Genomic DNA, 17,215 nt, shown 5'->3' with positions numbered 1-17,215 from the left:
GAGGAGTGATTGTACATGGGCAAAATCGCATTTTTATTTGCAGGTCAAGGCTCTCAATATGCTGGAATGGGTAAAAATTGGGTGCCGTTATACCCCGAAGCTCAAGAAGTATATGAAGAGGCAAACGAAGCTGCTGGATTCGATCTGGCTAAACTAACTTTCGAAGGCAGTATCGAGGAACTGACCCGTACGGAGAATACGCAGCCTGTTTTAGTGGCCATGAGTGTTGCCGCTTATCGCGTATATATGAATCGAATTGGCATCCCGGCGGATCTAATGGCTGGACATAGTCTTGGGGAAATTTCCGCATTAGCTTGCGCCGGTGCGATATCCCTGACGGATGCCATCCGAATTGCCCGTAAAAGAGGGCTGCTAATGCAAGCCGCAGCAGCCGATGGAGCAGGGGCCATGGCTGCGATCAGCGGAGTGGATCAAGCAGAGATTGAAAAACAATGTGCGTTGGCATCGCGGGATGGATACTCGGTTGCTATTTCCAATATTAACGCTCCTTCACAAATTGTGATTTCAGGTCATAAAGAAGCAGTCCAATCGGCGATTGAAGCTTTAAAGAGTATTGGAGGACGCGCAGTTCTTTTAAAAGTGGGGGGACCCTTTCACAGTTCATTGATGGCACCAGCAGCAGAGAGTTTCTCCGAGGAGCTGTTGAAATACAGCTTTAAGAAAGGGCCGTTTGGAACTCCAGTCCTCTCGAATATCTCTGGTCGTCCTTATGAAGGTGGAGAACAAATTGTTGCCAATTTAGTGAAACAGATCGTCGCTCCGGTTCAGTGGGTAGCCAGTATGAAATATTTGGCTGAACAAGGGGTCACCACAGCGATTGAGTTTGGGCCAGGCGCCGTGCTCACCAATCTTATGAGCAGAACAGCGCCTGAAATACAAACGCTCTCTTTTGATAAGTCGCCATCCCTTGAAGTAATCAAGGAGACCATTGAGCAGGTTCAAACCGTTCCAACATCTGGTTCTCGGCCAGCTTTATCGCTGCTAGCTCGTAGCCTAGGGATTGCTGTCAGTACTAGAAACCGCAATTGGGATCAAGAAGCCTACAAAAAGGGAGTATCTGAACCCTACAAACAAATTCAACAGCTGCAAGAGAAACTTGAGCAGGAAGGAAGAGAACCTAGTTTAAGTGAGATGAAGGAAGCTGTGCTTATGCTGGAAAGCGTGTTTAAGACCAAGGGCACACCACCGGAAGAGGCATCGGAAAGATTCGAGCAGCTGTTTGCAGAGACGGGTACCAGCCATTTATTTCAGGACTATAAAGTACTGGTATGAGAGAAGGCTGTTCACGGGACTAGATGGAGGTGAAGGGCATGGCCAACAATGATTTCAAGTTTGAAAGCGGAAGGCGGAAGAGAGATACGGAAGCTTCCAGACCCGGAATAAATAGAACCGATCAGGGATCCAGACGGGATATTGCAGTGATCGGGCTCTCCTGCCAATTCGGGAGCTCTAAGAATCGCTATGAATACTGGGATGCTTTAAGCACCGGAAAGGACCAGATTGGACCTTATCCACAGGAACGAAGAGCCGATGCTGAGAACTATCTTAGACATTTTATGAATGCTGATGACGCAAAGAAATTAAACTTTTCTGAGAAAGCATATTTGGAGGAAATTGATAAGTTTGACTATCAGCTATTCTCTATTTCTCCTACAGAGGCAAGTTTGATGGACCCGAATCAGCGACTGTTTCTAGAGGCAGTGTGGGGGGCCATTGAAGATGCCGGATACGGAGGTAAGAAACTGGTAGGCAGTAAAACCGGAATTTATGTTGGATACTGCAATATTTCATTGGAAGAATACTTACGGTTTATTGAAATGGCGGATCCTTCTCTATTCAACATTTCCATCCCGGGAAATATTAAGTCCATTATCGCGAGCAGAATCAATTACTTATTCGATCTTAAGGGTCCGAGCATGTTGATTGACACCGCTTGTTCTTCGTCCTTAACAGCGGTTCATATTGCATGCCAAGCCATACGTAACGGAGACTGCGATTTGGCTGTAGCAGGTGGCGTGAAGCTGAACCTCATTCCTGGAGTCAAGAGCGAAAATGAGGATATCGGTATCAGCGCATCGGACGGCAGAACCCGAACCTTTGACGACAGCTCGGATGGTACGGGGGGCGGCGAAGGTGTAGGAGCTATACTGTTGAAGCCTCTGCACCAAGCCATGCTCGATGGCGATGATATCTATGCGGTCATTAAAGGCAGTGCGATTAACCAGGATGGCAGCTCGGTGGGGATTACGGCCCCTAATTCTGCCGCACAGGAAGCTGTGATTCTTAAGGCGTGGGAGGATGCCAGAGTTAATCCTGCCACCATTACTTATATTGAAGCTCATGGAACAGGCACGAAGCTGGGCGATCCGGTAGAAATGAATGGATTGGAGCGTGCCTTTCGCAAACATACGGATAAGAAGCAATTTTGTGCAATAGGCTCGGTGAAGACGAATATTGGACATTTGGACGGTGCGGCAGGCATGGCGGGTATGATTAAGGCTATTCTTTCTCTTCATTATAAAAAGCTCCCCCCTAGCCTGCATTTCAAACGCCCGAACCGGAGCATACCCTTTATCGATTCCCCCCTTTACATTAATGACCGGCTAATGGAATGGGAGAATGAAAAGGGGCCACGGAGATGTGGAGTCAGCTCTTTCGGCTTAAGTGGCACGAACAGTCATGTCATTCTGGAGGAGGCACCTCCAGTAATTCATAAATCTTGCGCATCTGGGGAGCAGTTGTTGACACTGTCGGCGAAGGGTAAGGAAGCTCTCAAAGCTTTAGTTGGACATTACAGTGAGCACTTGCTGGCCGAACCGGAAGTTACACTGGAAAGTCTATGCTATACAGCCAATACAGGAAGAGGACATTACAATTACCGTTTAGCGCTGCTTTTGTCGGATAAGGAGGAACTTCGGGATCTTTTACAAATTCTGCTGAATCAAGATCCAGAGAACGTTAATTGTCCCAGAATTTATTATGGAGAGAGCAAACTGATCTCCCAACTGAAAGAGAGCAGAGAGCAGGGCGAAATCACTAAGGAAGATAAACATCGCCTGACTTGTGAGGCTGAGGAATGGATCATCCGCTTAAAACAACATGCAGATACGGCTTCTCTTGCCGCATTGGCTAAGGTATACACGAGAGGTGCTGAAGTGGAATGGGAGCATCTGTATGAAGGGCAAGAAATTCACAAGACGAGAGCTCCTTTATACCCATTTACTAGAAAAAGATGCTGGATAGAAAGTAAAGGTCACCATGAGCGCAGACCTGCTTCAGAGAAAACCATTGGTCATCCTCTATTGGACAGATGCTTAGCTAAGTCGATAGATACTCAAATTTACTCCACGATATTTAGTATCGAAAGACATTGGGAGCTTCGCGAGCATGTGCTTGGAGGGCATTCTATCCTTCCTGGAACATCTTATATTGAAATGGCCCGTGAGGTAGGTAGTCAGTATTATGGAAGCCAGAATATCGAGCTGAGAAATGTCCTCTTTACACTACCTTTAGTCGTGGATCAGGACGAAGAGAAAGAGGTTCAGACCAGTATTCGGATGTTCGCTGACCATCTGGAATTCACGATTGTGAGCAAAGCGCGACCGGAATCGGAGTGGGTGAAGCATGCCGAGGGATTTATTTATCCATTAGCTAGCGGGAAACCTAAGAAGCTGGATATCAGCGAGATTCAGCAGCGTAGTCTCCACCAATTGATCATCGATGATGAGGCGCTGGCAGGAGCACTTGTGCACACTGGTCCTAGATGGAGGAATATTCGCAAACTTTATATTGGCGATGATGAGGTACTTGCGAAGCTAGAAATATCTGAGGCTTATGTGGATGAGATGAAGAAATATTATTTATACCCATCCTTGCTGGATGGTGCGGTTAACGCTGCTAATGGTACTGCGGGAGAGGGCCTGTACTTACCACTTCACTACGAAAAAGCCAGATTCGCAAAAGCAATTCCTGGTCGATTCTATAGTTATCTTAGGAGAAAAAGCATGTCCAAGGCCAGCGACGAAGTAGCAGCCTTTGATATTTCTCTGGTGGATCTAGATGGCGAAGTCTTCGGCGAGATTGATAACTACACGATTAAGAAGTTGCATGAGTTCGAGACGAAGCTGCAAGAGATCTCAGGAAAGCAGAGTAAATATCATGAGATTTGCTGGATACCCAAACCGAGAGATGCTCAGCTGACCGAAACTCAGACTCAACCAGAGCGAGTGATCATATTGGCGAATGACAGCTCTATTTGTCAGAAGATGTCTGGGTATTTAGAATCCTCCGGGGTAGAGATTACGCAAGTCCTTCTCGGAACAGTGTTTCAGCAGATGGATGGGAGAACCTTTATACTGCCTAACACGCTGGAAGGATTTGCACAATTGCTTCAGGCAACCAAACATCTATCAGCGGACAAAATCATTCACGCTTGGGGTTTATCGGAAGACGAGAGCCCGGCAACTGTGGAGCAAGTGAATGAACAAATACAACTGGGTGTAATTAGCCTCTTTCACTTATCTAAGGCTTTAGCGGGTACCAAGAGGGGAAGAGAGATGGAGCTTATTGTTATGGCTACTGAAGCTTTTGAAGTGAACGGTGAGGAACAAAAAATCCATCCACATCATGCCTCACTCTTCGGGCTAGCTAAAGTAATCAGCCATGAATATACCAATATTTCAGTTCGCTGCGTAGAGCTTGATGGAGATGAATCTGTATCCGCAGCCAGTGCAGAGCTACTTATGCCTAAGCAGGAATTCACTTCGTCCTATCGAAATGGCGTTCGTTATGTAGAGCAGTTCACTGAGCTTCAAATTCACCGGGAACTTGAGAATGGATTGAAGATCCGACCGGGTGGAGTATATGTTATCACCGGTGGAACAGGAGGTATTGGACTTGAAATAGGTAAATATCTTGCTTCCTTCGGAGATATAACCATTATTCTCTTAAGCCGAACCGCTTATCCAGCGAAAGGGCATCAACTGGAACTGGCGAAACAGAAATTGCAGGCTGGATATCATCGGCTGCTAGACGCAGTGAGCGAGATGGAGAGCTGCGGAGCTACAGTGGAGTGGATGTCAGTAGATATTACTGAAGAGCATCAGCTTGAGCCTGCGCTTGAATGTATCCGCGCGAAGTATGGAACGCTGAGCGGCATGATCCATTGTGCAGGTGTAGCTGGGGAGGGTTACATCATCCGCAAAGAAATGGAAGAAATGGTGAGAGTGCTTAAGCCCAAGGTACAAGGGACGTGGCTGCTCGACAAGCTTACGGAGAAAGACCCATTGGATTTCTTTATTCTCTGCTCATCCTTGACCTCGGTCTTTGGCGCACCTGGACAGAGTGATTATACCGCCGCGAATGCTTATCAGGATGCGTACTCATTTTTCAGAAATAAGCAAGGTAGAAAGACCCTCACCATTAATTGGGCAGGCTGGAATGAAACCGGAATGGCTCTGGACTACGGTGTCAGCGAGAAGGAGGGCATGTTCAAACCCTTAACTTCTGCAGAAGGGATTCTGGCCTTAACAACTATCGGCAGCTTAGAGCATCGACAGGTGCTTGTAGGTGAAGTGAATGATTCGATTTTTGCTGAATCGATTCCATTTCTTCCGGTCAGCTTATCGCCAGCGCTGAATGCTAAATATAAACGAAGTCATACGAGCAGTAATAATTTAGAGCAAGTTGATAACCTGGATGCTGCGATTACGATCAAAGGGAAGGATCGAGAGGCATTAACTCCAACTGAGCTCCGCATCGCAGGCATTTGGGCGAAGGTTCTTGGCATGAATGAAATCGACATCTATGACAAGTTCTTTGAGATTGGTGGGGATTCTCTTCTGGCTTCACATCTGCTGAAGGAAGTAGAGAAGGTATATCCCGGTGTTATCGACATTACGGATGTATTCATTTATTCAACCATTCTAGAAATGGCAGGCTTTATTGAAAGCAAGACCGTTCCTGCAGTTATCGAAGGCGTGAATGTAAGCAGTAGCTTTGAGGATAACATTGATTTCATATTGGAGCGGCTCGCGTCTGGTAAGCTTGCTGCGGATCAAGCGGAGGCCTATATACAGGACTAATATTGTGAGGAGATGGGAAGATGCAGCAAGTTAAAAAGTATATTTTGGAACAAGTAGCTGGACAAAATCTGTCACAAAAAGATGCTAAAAACCTCCTATTAGAAATACACAATTCGGATAACAAGCAAAATAGTGATGTTGCAGTCATTGGAATTGCTTGTAATTTCGCAGATACAGACTCTCCAGAGGCTTACTGGAATCACTTAGAGAACGGGGAGTCCTGCATGGTGGAATACCCGGAAGAACGCAGGAAATATTTTTCTCCTCTAAGTGATAACGCCCATTATGCGGAGTTCCTTGGCCAGAAGCTGATGACAGAGGACGAGAAAAAAGAATCACAGAGTGTTAAAGCTGGCTATATCAAGGATATTGAAATGTTCGATGCGGGATTCTTCAATATTCCTCCACGCGAGGCGCGTTTTATGGACCCTGCGCAGCGGCTGTTCTTGCAAACTGCATGGAGTGCTGTTGAAGACGGAGGGTATGGCGGAGATCGCATTGTTGGCACGAATACGGGTGTCTATGTAGGAAGAGACTGCACCTCTGGAACGTTCTACCGCTTCTTGACAGAACCGGACCCTATGCATTTGACGGGGACATGGGAAGGCATATTGGCTAGCCGGATTAACTATTTGTTCAATCTGCGCGGACCAAGCATGGTGGTCGACACCGCCTGCTCTTCTGGTCTGGTGGCTATTCACACCGCCAGTCAAGCCTTGCGGAATCAGGAGTGCGATATGGCAATTGCCGGCGGAATTTCCGTGGGAACCTCTGCTCAAGGCAATACTGAAGACGGAAGTGATGACGTACTTAGTTCGGTGGCCTCCACGGATAACATCGTTAGAACCTTTGATAAGAAATCTACAGGTACAGTATTTGGTGAGGGTGTTGCAGCACTGCTGCTGAAGCCGCTACAAAAGGCTCTTGCGGATGGAGATCATATATATGCCGTAATTAAAGGCAGTGCAGCGAATAATGATGGTGCTTCCAACGGAATTACTTCTCCTAATCCAATCGCACAGGAGGAAGTAATCACCAAAGCTTGGGAACAGGCTGGAATCAACCCTGAAACCATTGGCTACATTGAAGCACATGGTACGGGAACCTTGCTTGGAGATCCGATTGAGATCAAGGGCCTGAGCAATGCGTTCCGTAAGAAGACGACTAAAAGTCAATTCTGCGGGATCGGTTCAGCCAAGACGAACATGGGACATCTGGTTGGTGCATCTGGTGTTGCCGGGATTCTGAAGGTGATCTTAAGTCTTAAGAACAAAAAGATACCAGCCAGCCTCCATTTCGAGGAGCCGAATCCACACATTCCATTCACGGATTCCCCACTGTATGTTGTAGATCGACTCACAACTTGGGAAAAGGGGGAACATCCTCGCAGAGGTGGTGTGAGCGGGTTCGGATTTAGCGGTACGAACTGCCATATCGTGCTGGAGGAGGCACCGGAAAGAATTGAATCGAGCAAGGAAGCAGCAGATGAGCAGCAAATGCTGACGTTATCCGGTAAAAGCAAAGAAGCGTTGGTGCGTATTGTCGATCGCTACAATAAATACTTAGCAGGTTCACCATCGGCCAGTCTAGCCCAAATCTGCTACACCTCTAATACTGGCCGCGGGCATTTCGATTACAGATTGTCTGTTGTTGCCCGAAACGTAGAGGAGCTTCGCAGCAAAATAGCCTGGGTACACCGTGAAGGCTTAGAATCGATCAAAGATCAGCCGGATATCTATTTTGGCAAACATAAGGTGGTCTCTGATAAGAAGAAGCTGAAGGATGAAGGTGAAATTTCCGAAAGCGAGAGACGGATTCTTACGGAGAAAGGGAAGCAAGCTACCCTATTTCTAACGAAAATCCATACGGAGGCTGAGATGGTTAATCCCTACCACCAGCTAGGAAAGCTCTACGTAGAAGGAGCTATGATCGACTGGTCTATCTTGTATCAAGGTCAGGCGATACAGAAGGTGAGTCTACCAGTATACCCTTTTGAACGCACTCCGTATTGGGGAGAGATTAAGGTCAGTAAGTTGAAGGCAGCAGCGGAACCTGTGAAAGAGGGGAATTATCCTTTGATTGACCGCTGTATTCTCAAGTCCTACAAGCAGGAGATTTATTCCGTCTCTCTAAACACAGAAAAGCACTGGGTGCTGAAGGACCACATGCTATTTGGTACCTGCATCGTACCAGGCACCGCTTACGTGGAAATTGCCAGAGAAATTGGAAAAAGATATTATCCGAACGGCGGTCTGGAATTGAAGGATATCATCTTCCTTTCCCCAGTTTCGGTAAGAGAAGAAGAGAACAAAGAAGTACAGTTTATCGTGCAGAAGGAACGGGATCATCTCCACCTGATCGTAGCGAGTGAAGCGAAGCAGGAGGAAGAAGCTGCTGGAACGTGGACCGCCCATATGGAGGTAGATATTTATCCGATGTCTGATGTCCAAGATGTATTTTATCCTCTGGAGCAATTACAAAATCAGAGCGGACGCCGTGAGTTGATTGTCGATAATGATGCATTAACGAACAAGAGTGGCAGAGTTACCTTCGGTCCAAGATGGCTGAATGTAGTGCAAGTCTACTTAGGAGAAAAGGATGTTGTTGCCGAGCTTAACATTCCTGAAGCCTTCATTTCGGATTTGGAGCAGTATGGATTACATCCCGGCATGCTCGACAATGCCGTTAATGCTGCTACACAAAGCTTCGGTGAGGGTATGTATCTTCCTCTCTCCTATAAGAACTTCAAGTTTTATAGATCAATGCCTGAACGCTTCTATACACATATCCGCAAAATGGAGAAAGAGTCCAAGAACAAAGAAACGATCAAATTTAATATTTCTTTGACAGATATGGACGGCAAAGTATTCGCAGAAATCGAAGAGTACACGATTAAGCGAATTCAAGTGAAACAATTTAAAGAATCGAACCAGCTTCATCATTACTACAAAACATCATGGGTAGCTGCTCCGATCATGGAAGAAGCTCCAGCTTTCGCTTCCCGAGAAAAGGTTCTCATTCTTAAACAAGATTCAGAATTTACGCGGTCACTAATGGCAGAAATGCATAATAAGGGCATGAGCATCGTTGAAGCGCAGTGGGGAGAGGCTTACGAGCAGATCGATGATAACCATATCATCATTGATGGTACGGAGTCTGGATATCGCCGGATGTTCGAAGATCTGGCTGGCAGTGGAACTCTTAAAATCATTCATACCTTGTCATTAGCTGGAGAACAACAAATCAATGAACTCTTTGAACTGAAGCAAGCCGTGAAGCAAGGGGTAGACAGCCTTTACCATTTGAGCCGAGCGTATGTTCAGAGCAAAGTAAAACAGGAATTTGAACTTATCATTCTTACAGATAATGCTCATGAAGTGAATGGGGAAGAACGTGTTATTCATCCGCATAATGCTGCATTGCTAGGCTTATCGAAGGTAGTGGCTCAGGAGTTCCCGGAACTTTCCTGCCGCAGTATCGAAATAGACCCGAACACTTCGGTTGAACGTGTTATTGCTGAGATTGGAACCACAGTTCCAAGCTTTCGGGTAGCTTATCGTGAGAACGAGCGATATACCGAGCAATTGGGCCATGTGGATTGGGATCAAGTCAAGTCGGAGCCGGTGGAGATTACGGCTGATGGTGTCTATGTGATCACTGGAGGTACTGGTGGAATCGGGTTGGCACTGGCACGCCATTTGGCCTCCAAACAGCCGGTTCGTTTAGGCTTAATTAACCGGTCACAGCTGCCAGATAAAGCAGACTGGGCAACTATTATCGAACAAGGCGAGCAACAGTCCCTTGTCGACAAATTATTGAAGATTCAAGAAATTGAGAAGCTGGGATCCGAAGTGCTGTGCTTCAGCGCAGATCTTAGTAACGAAGATGAGGTAATGGAAGCCTTAAGTACCTTGCGCCACAAGTTTGGAAGAATTAGTGGGGTATTTCATGGAGCAGGTGTAGCTGGTGACGGATTCCTAATTCGCAAAGAGAAGGGAAACTTTGATGAAGTTATTCATCCGAAGTTGTATGGAACGTGGCTGCTGGATCATTTGACAAGGGAAGATCACTTGGACTTCTTCATCAGCTTCTCTTCCATCGCTACCTTGTTCGGTTCAAGAGGCCAAGGCGATTACACAGCAGCCAACAGCTATCTGGATGCATTCTCCTCCCAGCGCCGCAGAGTGGCAGGCAAAACAGCCACAGTAAACTGGCCAGCTTGGAGTGAGGTCGGAATGGCAGTAGACTACAACATTTCTGAGGATGTAGTGCTCTTCCGCTCCGTGAATAATGAGCGAGCTTTTGAAGTGATCAGCCAGCTCCTAGAAACGGATCTATCCAATGTGATCCCTGGTGAAATCAATCTTACGCTACTCTCAGCGATCGAGCCGCAATTACCGATGAGTCTGTCTCGCTCTTTACGAAAAATGCTCAGCAAACATCAGCAGCATGCGGGGGCGGCAGGGGGTTCCGCAACACCACAACCTCTTGGAGAAATCACCTTTAGTGGGAAGGGTGAAGATGAATACACCGAGACTGAACGCACCATTGCCTATATCTATGCTCGCGGTCTAAACATGCCTGTGATCGACATCTATGAGAGCTTCAACGCGATGGGTGGTGACTCAATTATGGCCACCGAGCTGTTAAAGTACATCGATCGTGAATACCCGGATCTCGTTGATATTTCTGATATGTTTACCTATTCGAATGTAGCAGAGATGGCGGAATATATCGATACCAAACGAGGGGTAATCCAACCAGCAACCGCGGCTGAGAATAAGGATGCTGCAGAGGAAGAATATCTGGATCAATTACTTGGGCAGTTTGAGACCGGGGATGCAGATATGGCGAGTGTCCTTGAGTTTATCGCCGCAGATTTGGAGTAAGGAGGGGGAGCATGAGTGAGACAGAGGTTATCCATCGCAAAATCCTGGAGCTCCTTCAAAAAGGTGAACTAGATAGAGGTACAGCCTTAACTATGCTGAAAAAGCTGGCTCCAATTAACCGAGACATTGCGATTATCGGTCTGGCTTGTAAACTCCCGGGTGCTGACGATCCACAGCAATTCTGGAGCAACATGGAGAAGGGTATCTCCTCAGTTATTCCTTTCCCGAAAGGCAGAAAGCAGGACATGGATGTCTTCCTTCCAGAGCATCTACGTGGCAGTGATCCTTATTTTAGTGGTGGATATTTAGAGAATCTGGATCAATTTGATGCTGAATTCTTCCGGATTCCTCCGAAGAAAGCAGAGAGCATAGATCCCTATCAAAGACTGTTTCTAGAAACAGCCTATGAAGCGCTCGAAGAGGGGGGATATGGGGGAACAAAGCTCCATGGCAGTAAGACTGGTGTATATGTTGGCAATGATCATACCCATCGCATGTTGTTTTCTTATTTGGATGTCCAAAGAACGAGGGATGCAGATACGCTCTTAGGCTCATGGACAGGAATTCTGGCCAGTCGGATCTCGAATTACTTGAATCTTAACGGTCCTAGTCTAGTTGTGGATACCGGTTGTTCTTCTGGCATGGCAGCCGTACATACGGCTTGCCAAGCCCTTCGGAATAAAGAATGCACAATGGCCATTACGGGTGGAATTAATCTCTTTCTGTATCCTATCGTTCAGAACAGCATGCTAGAGACTAGCAAAGATACTACGCGAGTCTTTGACCGCAGTCCTGGAGGGGTAACCTGGGGAGAAGGAGTAGTAGTTCTCTTATTGAAGCCTCTGCAGAAGGCCGTACAGGATAGGGATCACATTCATGCCATTATAAAGGGTAGTGCACTCAGCAATAATGGAAGCACAAGTAAACTGGCGGAAATGAGCGCAGAGGGAATCCGAAACGCAATTACTGAGGCTTGGGAAGATGCCAAGATAGATCCTGAAACGATTACCTATTTAGAGGCACACGGACTCGCGACAAAGCTTGGCGATTCGATAGAGCTTAGCGGAATCACTTCTGCTTTCAGAACACGGACGGATAAGAAACAGTTCTGCGCGATAGGCTCTACGAAAGGAAACATTGGTCATCTGGTTGCCGGTTCTGGTGTGGCCTCCTTGCTCAAGGTGATCGGTGCACTTAAGCATAAGACGCTGCCTCCAAGCGGCGGCTTTCAAGAGCCAAATCCCTTTATCCCATTTGTTCAGTCTGCCGTTTATGTGAATGATCGAAGGGTAGCTTGGGAGGTTGAAGGCACTCCGAGAAGAGCGGGAATCAATTCCTATGGTTATAGCGGAACGAACTGTCATCTGATTGTGGAGGAAGCTTCCAGCGAGTATGGCACAAAAGAATTTGCGGCTGCCAAGATGAATTTACCAGAGAAGGAACAGCGGCTGGACACGCATATTTTCACACTTTCAGCTACTAACGAGACTTCGCTGATCCGATTGGTGAACGCGTACATCTCGTGGATTGAGGATCACCCTTCAAGTACTTTAGGAGACTTATGCCATACAGCCAATACAGGGAGAGGCCAGCATGAGTATCGTTTGGCTATTCCAGTTACGAGTCTAAAGGAATTGCTTATAAGGCTTCAGGAAATCATCAGCAGTGGCATAGGTCATCTACAGGATAAGAGAATATACACAGCAGGATCATCTGACACTGCGATCACCGAAAGCCAGAGGAGAAAGCAATCTGAGGCAGCAAGCTTGCTTCTCCAAGCAGCATTGCAGAATGAAAAGGCCCCCGAGGAACAGGCAGAAATTGCACGGGAGATCTGCCAATTATTCGTTAGCGGAGCCGTACTGGATTGGAAGCTATGGTATAAGGATTCTAGCTGGAACAAGCTGAGCGTGCCGGTGTATCCCTTTAACCGTACTCGCCACTGGGCTCAATAATCAATTATCTAAGAGGAGTGAGAGTTAATGATATTGGAACTAAATGGCATCGTAAAACGCTACCAGAATAAAGCGGCTGTAAATCAAGTGAGTCTGACGGTAAAAGAAGGCGAAATCTTCGGTCTGCTAGGCCCGAATGGTGCAGGGAAGACAACTTTGATTAGTACTATTTGTGGATTGAGTGAACCAGAGGAAGGTGAGATTCTTCTGTTTGGCAAAACGATGAAATCTGCAGGGACGGAAATCAAAAAGCAAATCGGTGTTGTTCCGCAGGATATTGCCGTAATCCAAGGGCTGACTGCCTACGAGAATGTAACGTTTTTCGGTAAGCTTTATGGATTGAAAGGAAAGCTTCTTAAGGAAAGAGTAGAAGAAGCATTAAATTTCACAGGATTATGGGACCGCAGAAAGGATAAGCCGGGCAAATATTCAGGAGGTATGCAGCGCCGATTAAATATCGCTTGCGCGATCGTACACCAGCCAAAGCTGATTATTATGGATGAACCCACGGTTGGCGTAGATCCCCAGTCCAGAAATCATATTCTCGAATCGATCTGCGAATTAAACCGGAGAGGCTCCACTATCATTTATACCTCCCATTACATGGAGGAGATTGAGGAGATTTGCAGCTCCATTGCCATTATGGATGAAGGTCGTTTAATCGCTTGCGGCACTAGTGAAGAACTAAAAGAACAAATCGCAAATGAGGAGAAGACTTTTATCGAAGTGGCTGCGACGAGTCAAATGTATGCAGACAGTCTGAAGAATATAGAAGGCGTAACAGACTGCTTGGTAGATGAGAACAGAATTACAGTCGTTTCGACAAAAGGCAGCAATAACTTGACCCGTATGATTGAACGGTTAACCAGCGCACACGCCGAGATTATTACCATAGGTGTTGAGCGGCCTAGTCTGGAAAGCGTCTTTCTTACTCTAACCGGAAGGACCCTTCGGGATTAGGTGGTACCTTATGAACATTTTATATATCGCGTATTACACGATCATCACGAACGTTAGGGATTACCGGACGTTTGTCAAAAGATTGTTTATGCCGCTGCTGATCACACTAATTCTAGGAACCGCGCTGCAAGGGGTTTTTGAGCCAACTAAGCTGGAGAAGACCTCCGTCGTATACTACAACGCGGATGCAGGGGATGTCTCCCGTAATTTCGATGAGTTTCTTAAGCTCGATGCGATTACCACATTGCTTAACGTCAAAGAGGTGAAGAGTGAAGAGGAAGGGATGACTAGTGTAAAAGATGGCGATGCTTCCGCATTCATCTATCTGAATCAGGATTACTCGAAGGCGATTATGGATAAGAAAAAGAGCGCTATCTCTATCTATAGCAATAACGTGAAGAACAGCCGGGTAACGATTGTACAGAACATTGTCGACAGCTTTATCATCGGTGCTAATACTACAGAGGCACTTGCTAAGCTGGATTCCAAAATGAATTATGATGCCAAGTCTGGAGGGATAGAAGAGGTTCCCGTTTCTGTTGGTGGTAAGACACCGGGATCTATGGACTATTATGCAGTAACCATGCTCATGCTTACCCTGATGGCAGGGGCATTATACGGTAGTGATGAGATGTCACAGGACTTCACAGGCGCGCTTGGACGTAGGCTTCGCAGTTCGCCGATGAGACCTATGCAGCATTTTGTGGGTAAGATCATCGGTTGTGTCACCCTATTGTTCGTTCAGGCTATGATCGTCTACTTCTTTACTAAAGTAGCATTTGATGCGAACTGGGGAGCAAATCCAGGAATGATTATGCTGGTGGTGCTGACACTAGCCGTGCTTTCAACCGCCTTGGGAGTTATGATCAGCATGCTATCTAAGGATCAGGCACGCTCCACATCTATTCTAAATATGCTAGTGCCGATCATGACTTTTATTGGTGGAGGATATGTCAAGCTAGACCTTGAGCAGCTCATGTATTTATCGCCTAATTATTTAGGGCAGACGATTATTTTCAATAATATTTATGGAGGTACAATAGGTTCGGCCTCATGCTTTATTGCCTTATGGACCATTATTGCGGTAATCTTTATCATTTCCGGATGGGGAGCTAGGAGGAAGTTAGCATGATTATATTCCAAAATAATCTCAAGCGGTTGTTCAAGAAGAAGGGTAAGCTTATCACCATGTTGGTTATACCTATTGTGTTCACAATGATTATTATCGGAGGTTCCGTACAGCAGAGTAAATATAAGGTTGGTATTGCCGACGAGGATAAGACGCCTTACACTCAAATGATTCAAGACAAATTATCGAAGGACAGTCGGTTGATTGTACTGAAGAAAGAGGATATACAGGATCAATTAATTAATAACAAGATTGATTACGCGATTCAAATCGATCAAGGGCTCACGGAAAAATTGATTCAAGGGCAGGACGCCAAGATTAAGACCTTTAGTGTGGAGGAATCCGATGCGACCCTCCCCATCAAAATGGATATTCAAAGTTTTACTAATGCTGCTGCAAATATAGGGAAATCCTCTGGAGGGAGCAGCGAGAGCTTTTATGAGGGATTAAAGCTCTATCAGAACGGAAGCTTCACTTCCGAACTAAAGGTCATCGAAGACAAGGGGCGGGACCTCAGTCAATCGTTGCGAGCCTTGGGATTTCTGGTCATGAGCATGGTGTTCTTGATTACAACTTCTACAACGATGATTATCGAAGATAAGACCTCGGGTGTATACAAGCGTCTCTTGTATTCACCCATGAAACAGAAGAGCTACATGCTTCAGAATATTCTGAGCTTCTTGGGCTTATCGGTCTTCCAGATTCTTATTGTGTTTTATGTCATGATCAAGGGCTTCAAGCTTGATATGGGAGCGCATCTCGTAACACTAATCCTTTTCTTTATGTTGTTCTCGCTAGTATGCATCTCCATGGGTGTACTAGTCAGCAGCTTCTCGTCAACAACCAGGCAGGCCAATGCATTAATCGGTTTGATTAATGTTCCAATCTGTATGCTGGGTGGATGCTTCTGGCCAAGAGAAATGATGCCTTCTGTGCTGAAAGGAATTAGTGAGTTTGTTCCGACGACCTGGATTCTTATTGCAGCGGAGAAAATTCTAAATGGAAAAGGTTTCTCCTCCCTTTATTTGGAGACAGGGGTATTGTTATTGTTCTTCCTGCTGCTCTTCTTGTTAAGCAGTATTCGTAAGCCTAGAATCGTATAAATAAGCTAATTGTATACGCTGGAAAAGGGCCGTGCTCTAACGTGAATGATGTTCACATTAGAGCACGGCCCTAATCTATTTTTTTCTCTATGAATCTATCTTAATGTATAATTCTATCATATTTTGTATATAATGCATGTGTTGCTTATTCAAAATATAATAGACAAGGGTAGGTGAGGAGATTGATCTCGGATAAGAAACAATCCCTGATATTTATTGCCATTGTATGGGCTATGGCGCTTGGCATGCTGCTGCTCCCGGATTCATTACAAGGCTTATACGGGTATACTCCATTTTTTGCGGTGTGTATCATGATGTTTCTCGTTGTAAGAGACGGATACAGTTCAGCAGGCTGGAGAAGGCTGGGCTTAAAATTTATAGGAGGACATGAGTACATATTGGCCTTGCTCATTCCCTTATTTTCACTGGGAGCGGGTTATATAGTCTATTGGAGTGGATGGAAATCAGGCTTGATTTCTCCGGATTCATGGATCGAGACGGGCGTTTACTTGGCTGTGTATATTGTGCTTGGCTCGCTCTCGGCCTTGGGAGAAGAAATCGGCTGGAGAGGCTGGCTCCTCCCACGTTTTCGGTGGATGGGTAGAGTGGGCTCCAGTATAACAATGGGCTTCATTTGGGCATTATGGCATTACCCGGCAATTCTTGGCCCTCGTGCTTATCATTCTTCAGGGAACCGTTATATTGTAGTAGGCTTGTTTACCCTATCTGTTGTTTTTGCAGGAATCGTTATAAATGAATTACGCCTGACCTCAGGCAGTATCTGGCCGGCTGTACTTTTACATGGAACTAATAATGCTGTAGACAGCGTGTTTCGTAATATTTCATCTACTTCGTCACCAATGCTGGAGTATATTGCGGGGGAGAGTGGGATAGTCCCGGTTATCATATACGGCGCTACGGCCATCTGGATACTTAATCACAACCGAAGAAAGAAGCGGCAAGCAGCTACATCCGATCTGATGATTTAACGAGCTTTGGATAGACGTAAAAGAATGGCGGGAGATTGCAATAAGGTTTTCGGTGTGAAGCAGCTGCTTCTATCATATGATAACGG

The 17,215-nt window shown here is 46.0% G+C and carries 8 protein-coding genes; all 8 read left to right on the top strand.

Going from position 1 to position 17,215, the window contains the following annotated elements; all coding sequences use genetic code 11:
• The first annotated feature begins 15 nt into the window (after positions 1-15).
• The 8 genes from fabD (at position 16) to ACWNM1_RS10220 (ending at position 17,129) form a co-directional block, all read left to right on the top strand.
• Positions 16-1,293: an ACP S-malonyltransferase gene (gene fabD / locus ACWNM1_RS10255; protein ID WP_449600896.1), complete on the top strand. Its 1,278-nt coding sequence runs from the start codon at positions 16-18 to the stop codon at positions 1,291-1,293.
• A gap of 38 nt (positions 1,294-1,331) precedes the next feature.
• Entirely contained in the window at positions 1,332-6,104 is a 4,773-nt protein-coding gene (locus tag ACWNM1_RS10250; RefSeq protein WP_449600895.1) for an SDR family NAD(P)-dependent oxidoreductase, read from the top strand.
• Positions 6,105-6,124: 20 nt separating this feature from the next.
• A complete protein-coding gene (locus tag ACWNM1_RS10245) occupies positions 6,125-10,993 on the top strand; it encodes an SDR family NAD(P)-dependent oxidoreductase (protein ID WP_449600894.1) in 4,869 nt (1,622 codons plus the stop codon).
• 11 nt (positions 10,994-11,004) lie between these two features.
• A complete protein-coding gene (locus ACWNM1_RS10240; protein ID WP_449600893.1) occupies positions 11,005-12,948 on the top strand; it encodes a beta-ketoacyl synthase N-terminal-like domain-containing protein in 1,944 nt (647 codons plus the stop codon).
• Between the two features lie 27 nt (positions 12,949-12,975).
• Positions 12,976-13,908: an ABC transporter ATP-binding protein gene (locus ACWNM1_RS10235; protein ID WP_449600892.1), complete on the top strand. Its 933-nt coding sequence runs from the start codon at positions 12,976-12,978 to the stop codon at positions 13,906-13,908.
• A gap of 10 nt (positions 13,909-13,918) precedes the next feature.
• A complete protein-coding gene (locus tag ACWNM1_RS10230; RefSeq protein ID WP_449600891.1) occupies positions 13,919-15,040 on the top strand; it encodes an ABC transporter permease in 1,122 nt (373 codons plus the stop codon).
• Positions 15,037-16,140: an ABC transporter permease gene (locus ACWNM1_RS10225; protein ID WP_449600890.1), complete on the top strand. Its 1,104-nt coding sequence runs from the start codon at positions 15,037-15,039 to the stop codon at positions 16,138-16,140. The genes ACWNM1_RS10230 and ACWNM1_RS10225 overlap by 4 nt, the downstream gene beginning before the upstream one ends.
• A gap of 182 nt (positions 16,141-16,322) precedes the next feature.
• Positions 16,323-17,129 carry a CPBP family glutamic-type intramembrane protease gene (locus ACWNM1_RS10220; RefSeq protein WP_449600889.1) on the top strand — a complete coding sequence of 269 codons (807 nt, stop codon included), beginning with the start codon at positions 16,323-16,325 and terminating at the stop codon, positions 17,127-17,129.
• Positions 17,130-17,215: the final 86 nt, after the last annotated feature.

Source organism: Paenibacillus sp. Marseille-Q9583 (assembly GCF_976954365.1).
This window is presented reverse-complemented; position numbering and strand designations above follow the sequence as displayed.